The following is a 6,769-nucleotide window of genomic DNA, read 5'->3' as shown; positions in this document are numbered from 1 at the left end:
GTATCGGTACTTACACCGCTGCTAAGTTGAAAATGGTAGTGGAGTTTGGCTGTTTTCATAAACTAAAGCTATAAAAAAAGCCCTAATAAATTAGGGCTTTAAGTGATATTTTAAAAAGAATTAACAGCTTAATTTCTCGCTTTTTTATTCTTGTCTTTAGATTTTGATCCTACCCGTGACATGGCATTTCTAAAGCCTATATAATCGGTAGCCATATCCTGAGGGAAGAATCTTCTTTGTGCGGGATCAAGCCAGTAGGCTCGATCTCTCCACGAACCACCTTTGTAAACTCTAACTTCATCGCTAATCAAAGTAGTTCTTCTTTCAGTATCGTACCCTCTTTCTTCTACCGAACCTAAACTGTCGTTAAAGCTTACGTTGTTGTAGGTGGGAGAGTTATACATACGCTTCGATGGATCGTCGATATCCTGGAAAGGCTGATAGTATCTTGAAGAGCTTTTATCACCATCGCGGAAGCTTCTTTGATCGCTATCGGTATAATTGGTGCGCATATAAGTATCTTCAGAGGTTACCGGAGTTTGTAAAATTTCTCCGGGTAAATTTCTGGCTACTATTTGACCGTTGCTAAGGGTGTCAAAACGAACATCTTCAGGTGTAACGATTTGAATGCTTCCATCTTCGTTTATTTGATGTTTGGTGTAGATGTTTCCGCGATAGTAGTTGAAGTCGTTAAATTCGTCATCAACTATGGGGCGGTACACATCGGCAACCCATTCGGCTACGTTTCCGGCCATATCGTAAAGACCAAAATCGTTAGGTTCGTAAGATTTAACTTCAGCAGTAATATCGGCGCCATCGTCGCTCCAACCTGCAATTCCGCCGTAATCACCGGCTCCCTGCTTGAAGTTGGCGAGTTGGTCTCCCTGACGCTTCACATCGCCCGAGCGGGTGTACTGCCCATCCCAGGGATATTTTTTTCTTCCGCGGTAAACATTATAATCTCTAATTCCAACCAATCCCAGGGCAGCATATTCCCATTCGGCTTCGGTGGGTAATCTATATTCGGGAAGAATAACCCCGTCTTTGCGCTGTACAAAAGTTTGCCCACCAATAGCATTTCCATTTGCATCGGTGTTATTGGCTGCATTGTCAACCATTCTTTGAGACTCACGACCTCCCTGGCTAATTTCAGTATTTCCTCCATACACCTGGCTTGGTGCGTTAAGGTAAGTTTCGGTGTTAAAGGTGCTGCCGGCGTTAACATCGGTTAGACGGCCGCCCTCTTTAATATAACCTTCTTTTTCAAGCATATATTCGTTTACACGGTCGGTTCTCCATTTGCTGAATTCAACAGCCTGAATCCAACTTACTCCCACTACAGGATAATTTCCATAGGCAGGGTGACGAAGGTAATTGTTTACCATGGTTTCGTTAAAACCAAGTCGGTTTCTCCATACTAAAGTATCGGGGAGAGCTCCGTTATAAATATTGCGGTAATTTTGTTCTGAAGGAGGGAAAACCTTTTTTAACCAATCCAGGTATTCCATATACATCATATTGGTAACCTCGGTTTCGTCCATATAAAAAGACTGCACGTGTTGCTGGGTTGGAGTGTTGTTCCAGTCATGCATTACATCATCCTGCACCCGACCCATAGTAAAGGTACCGCCTTCTACAAAAACCAAACCTGGTCCTGTTTCCTGCTCTTTATAATCGGTCTTGTACTGAAAGCCTCCATCTTTGGAGTTTATCTCCCAACCGGTAGCCCTGGAATTGTTTTTATAATTCCGGGAATTGTTACAACCTATCAGACTTAGGCTGAAAACCAAGGCTGCTATGGCTTTAAAGGCAATACTAATTCTCATATTAAACATCTCTTTTGGTAGCAATTTAGGCTCTGCAATATAGTAATTAACGATAAAAGTACAAGTTTATTTTATTCCTCCGGCAAGCCTTACAGCAGGGCCGGGATTTAATTTATTCTCAGTAATTTAAAATAAATTTCTTTTCGATATTTACCTGGTTTAAGTATAATATCCTATAAACCGGTTACACCCATAAGCCTGCCCCGGGGTGTATACCAGGCAAAAGTAATTATATTATATGAAACTCAAGGCACAGAATGTCTTTCAAAATTTAATGTATATCGCGCTAAATAAACAATAAAAAGTTTATTTTTAAGTTAGTAAAGAATTAAGCCTCAATAATTTTTCCTGAACTTACCTAATTGGACGATCCTTTTGCCGAATAACCTGAAAACCCGTAGATTTTGGCTTGTAGGTGTTTTCCTAACAAGAATAATAATATATTTGTTAATCATTATTTATTAAGATGAGAAAAATTACACTTCTATTAGTCGGGGCTTTATTGGGAATAAATTATGCCACAGCTCAGGAGCAGAAGCGGGTAATCACCACAGCTGTTCCTTTTTTAATGGTAGCAGCCGATGCCCGCGCCGCAGGTTTGGGTGACCAGGGGGTGGCCACTTCTCCCGATGCTTTTTCCCAGCAGTGGAACCCGGCCAAATATGCTTTCTCAACCACCGAGCACGGGGTTGGGGTGTCTTACACTCCCTATCTTAGCGATATTGTAAATGATATCTTTCTCGGAAATTTAAATTACCATAATAGAATAAACGACCGAAGCGCTTTTGGTGCCAGCCTTAGATATTTTAGTCTGGGTTCCATAGAAACCCGAACCGGAATGGAACAGGAGCCCTTGCTGGTAAATCCCAATGAATTTACTTTCGACCTGTCTTATGCTTTGAGACTTGGTGAAACTTTCTCGATGGCCGTTGCAGGGCGTTACCTGAGATCTGATCTTGGATTTAGGGATGAACAGGATCTTGGGGCTGCCAGTACTTTTGGAGTAGATGTGGCTGCTTTCTATCAAAGTGAGCCTATGGTGTATAGTGACTTTGACGGTGTTTTGCGTTTGGGAGCCAATATCTCGAATATAGGGCCCAAGATGAAATACGACGATGCCGGGCAGGAAAATTTTATCCCTACTAACCTGAAACTGGGTGGAGGTTATGACTTTATCTTTGATGTGGATAACCGAATTGGCGCTTATGCCGAATTCAATAAACTTTTGGTGCCAACCCCGCAGGATTTTAATGGCGATGGTAGAATAGACGGAACCGATGAAGATGAATACAATCAAATAGGTTCTATACAGGGAATATTCAAATCTTTTGGCGATGCGCCGGGAGGTTTTAGTGAAGAAATGCAGGAAATAACCTGGGCCCTGGGAGCTGAATATAATTATCGTGACGTTTTTGCCTTTAGAGCCGGTTATTTTAATGAAAGCGAACAAAAAGGAGCCCGTAAGTTTTTATCCTTTGGAGCCGGCTTTAGATATGAGATTGTAAATATTGATATCTCTTATCTTTTCTCGACTTCTTCTGTGCCCAGCCCCCTGGAAGGGACTCTTAGATTCGGACTTACCTTTAATTTTGGTGAAACCTACGTGAATTAGAAGGCTAAAAGTTTTTCAATCTAAAATTTGATACTTTTTTACTTTCCTTTACCTTGTCTTTCCAATAAAGATTTATGAAAGCAATAGAAATAACCTCGAAATTCGAGGTTTTTGATTCTTTGGAAGAACTGCCTGAAAATGTTCAGCGCTTAATGAAAGAAGCTATAAAAGTTAGGGATAAGGCTTATGCCCCCTATTCTCAATTCAAAGTAGGAGCCGCCCTTTTACTCGATAATGCTGAGATTGTAAAGGGTAGCAACCAGGAAAATGCTTCCTATCCCTCAGGTCTTTGTGCAGAACGCACCACGATTTATGCCGCCGGCGCAAACTATCCTGAAAATACTATCGAAATACTGGCGATTTCTGCTAAATCTATGAAGCATAGCGTAGCTGGTCCTGTGCCGCCCTGCGGCGCCTGCAGGCAGGCTTTGGTAGAATATGAAGTGAAGCAGGATAAGTCTATAGAGCTGTATTTTATGGGTGAAAGCGGTAAGGTGATGAAAGCCGCTTCGGTAAAAGATCTCTTGCCGCTAATTTTCGACAGTTCCTGTTTATAACGTTTTCGTAGTTTTTTTGAGCAAAAACTGTTTTCTATTCTTAAGGGAAATAGTATTTTTGTTTTCCGCTTGGCAAAGCCTATCTGTCTAGCCTAAAAATAATTAAAGTTAAATGAAGAAAGTTACAAAAGCCACATATTTAAAGTGGTACGAGGATATGCTGTTTTGGCGCAAATTCGAAGATAAACTTGCGCAGGTGTACATTCAGCAAAAGGTAAGAGGATTTTTGCACCTTTATAATGGTCAGGAAGCTATTCTTGCAGGAGCTTTACACGTGATGGATCTTGAAAAAGATAAAATGATCACGGCTTATCGTAACCACGTGCAGCCTATTGGGATGGGAGTAGATCCCCGTCGCGTGATGGCAGAACTTTATGGAAAAGGAACCGGGACTTCTCAAGGTTTGGGTGGTTCTATGCACATTTTCTCTAAAGAGCACGGCTTTTATGGTGGCCACGGGATCGTAGGAGGGCAAATTCCTCTTGGTGCCGGTTTGGCTTTCGCCGATAAATATTTCGAAAGAGGTGGCGTAACGCTTTGTTTTCTTGGTGATGGTGCGGCGAGACAGGGCTCTCTTCACGAAACCCTGAATATGGCTGTGAAATGGGAATTGCCTGTGGTTTTCTGTGTTGAGAACAATGGTTATGCGATGGGAACATCGGTTGCCAGAACAGCAAAAAGCACCGAAATCTGGAAGCTTGGATTAGGCTATGATATGCCTTGTGGGCCGGTAGATGCTATGAACCCGATTAAGGTGGCTGAAGCTTTGGATGAAGCTGTAAAAAGAGCCAGAAAAGGGGAAGGGCCAACTTTCCTTGAGCTTAAAACGTACCGTTATCGCGGGCACTCGATGAGTGATGCTCAAAAATACCGAACCAAAGAAGAGGTAGCCGAATATCAAAAAATCGATCCTATCACCCAGGTGCTGGATGTGATTAAGGAGAAAAAATACGCCAACGAAAAGGAAATTAAAGCCATCAACAAGCGCGTGAAAGACCTGGTTTCAGAATGTGAGCAATTCGCTGAAGAATCTGACTGGCCAGAGAAAAATGTGATGTATGATGTGGTATACGAACAAAAAGACTATCCGTTTTTAGCACATAAACCCGAGTAATTATGGCAGAAGTAATCAACATGCCGCGTTTGAGCGACACCATGGAAGAAGGTGTGGTGGCCAAGTGGCTAAAGAAAAAAGGAGATAAGGTAGAAGAAGGAGATATTCTTGCTGAAATCGAAACCGATAAGGCTACGATGGAGTTTGAATCTTTTTACGAAGGTACGCTGTTGCATATTGGAATTGAAGAAGGTGAAACTGCTCCCGTAGATAGTTTGCTTGCTATAATTGGTGAAGAAGGAGAAGATATTTCAGATCTTCTGGAAGGTGGAAGCGATTCTGCCGGAAACGGGAAAGAAGAGAAATCTTCAGAAGAAAAAGAAGATAAAGAATCTTCAAAAGAAGAGGAAGAAACCGAAGAAACTTCAGAAGAGGGAGAAATTCCTGAAGGAGTGGAGGTGATCAATATGCCCCGCCTTAGCGATACCATGGAAGAAGGGACCGTGGCCAGCTGGCTTAAACAGGAAGGCGATAAAGTAGAAGAAGGTGATATCCTGGCCGAGATCGAAACCGATAAGGCTACTATGGAATTCGAATCTTTCTACAGTGGTACCTTGCTTAAAATCGGAATCCAGGAAGGAGAAACTGCTAAAGTTGATAGTCTCTTAGCGATTATAGGGCCAGAGGGTACCGATGTTTCTAAGATTGGAAGCGGTACTTCGAAGAAAAAATCTTCAGCTAAAAAAGAGGAGAAAAAGGAAGAGCCTAAAAAAGAGGAAAAATCTACTTCAGAAGCTTCTTCAGAAGATAAAAAGTCGGGAGGACGAATTTTTGCATCTCCCCTGGCGAAAAAAATGGCCGAAGATAAAGGCATAGATCTTAACGATGTTAAGGGAAGTGGTGAGAATGGCCGTATCGTAAAGAAGGATATAGAAGACTTTAAACCATCAGAAAAGCCGGCAGCTGCTGCGCAGGAATCTGTAAAAGAAGCTAAAGCTGCTGCTCCTCAAGCCTATATGCCTGCAGGAGAAGAAAGCTTTGAAGAGGTTAAAAACTCTCAAATGCGTAAGACTATCGCCAAGCGTCTTGGAGAGTCTAAATTTACCGCACCGCATTACTATTTGACCATCGAGGTAGATATGGAAAATGCGATGGCTTCGCGTAAGCAGATCAATGAACTGCCAGATGTGAAGGTAAGCTTTAACGATATGGTGATTAAAGCCAGTGCAATGGCTTTGAGAAAGCACCCGCAGGTAAACAGCCAATGGACAGGTGACAGCACAAAAATCGCCAAACATATTCATATGGGCGTAGCTGTAGCTGTTGAAGAAGGGCTTGTTGTACCGGTTCTTAAATTTGCCGACCAGATGTCTATGACTCAAATTGGTGGGAATGTTAAAGAACTTGCCGGAAAAGCCAGAAATAAAAAGTTACAGCCTCAGGAAATGGAGGGTAGTACCTTTACCGTTTCTAACCTGGGAATGTTTGGAATCGTAGAATTCACCAGTATTATTAATCAGCCCAATTCTGCAATTCTATCGGTTGGTGCTATCGTAGAAAAACCTGTGGTTAAAAACGGGCAAATCGTTGTTGGAAATACGATGACGATGACCTTAGCCTGTGATCATAGAACTGTAGATGGTGCAACCGGTGCTGCATTCTTGCAAACTTTAAAGACTTATCTTGAGAACCCGGTGACTATGCTGGCTTAACCTCAAGG

At 42.2% G+C, this 6,769-nt stretch carries 5 protein-coding genes; 4 read left to right on the top strand and 1 reads right to left on the bottom strand.

All coding sequences use genetic code 11. The features are described 5' to 3' along the window. Positions 1-128 precede the first annotated feature (128 nt). A complete protein-coding gene (gene gldJ / locus ACW6QP_RS14905) occupies positions 129-1,826 on the bottom strand; it encodes a gliding motility lipoprotein GldJ (RefSeq protein ID WP_457911674.1) in 1,698 nt (565 codons plus the stop codon). A gap of 466 nt (positions 1,827-2,292) precedes the next feature. On the opposite strand from gldJ, the gene porV reads away from it, so the two are divergent. The 4 genes from porV to ACW6QP_RS14885 all read left to right on the top strand — a co-directional run bounded on the left by porV (position 2,293) and on the right by ACW6QP_RS14885 (position 6,761). Further along, positions 2,293-3,438, top strand: coding sequence for a type IX secretion system outer membrane channel protein PorV (gene porV / locus ACW6QP_RS14900; protein WP_457911673.1), 1,146 nt, complete (start codon positions 2,293-2,295; stop codon positions 3,436-3,438). A gap of 74 nt (positions 3,439-3,512) precedes the next feature. Continuing rightward, positions 3,513-3,995: a cytidine deaminase gene (cdd, locus tag ACW6QP_RS14895; RefSeq protein WP_457911672.1), complete on the top strand. Its 483-nt coding sequence runs from the start codon at positions 3,513-3,515 to the stop codon at positions 3,993-3,995. A 112-nt stretch (positions 3,996-4,107) separates the two neighbouring features. Beyond that, positions 4,108-5,109: a pyruvate dehydrogenase (acetyl-transferring) E1 component subunit alpha gene (pdhA, locus tag ACW6QP_RS14890; RefSeq protein ID WP_457911671.1), complete on the top strand. Its 1,002-nt coding sequence runs from the start codon at positions 4,108-4,110 to the stop codon at positions 5,107-5,109. 2 nt (positions 5,110-5,111) lie between these two features. Then, positions 5,112-6,761: a pyruvate dehydrogenase complex dihydrolipoamide acetyltransferase gene (locus ACW6QP_RS14885; RefSeq protein WP_457911670.1), complete on the top strand. Its 1,650-nt coding sequence runs from the start codon at positions 5,112-5,114 to the stop codon at positions 6,759-6,761. Positions 6,762-6,769: the final 8 nt, after the last annotated feature.

It is taken from the genome of Salegentibacter haimaensis (assembly GCF_054121495.1).
Note: the sequence above shows the minus strand (reverse complement) of the source record. Positions and strands in the feature narration are given on the sequence as shown.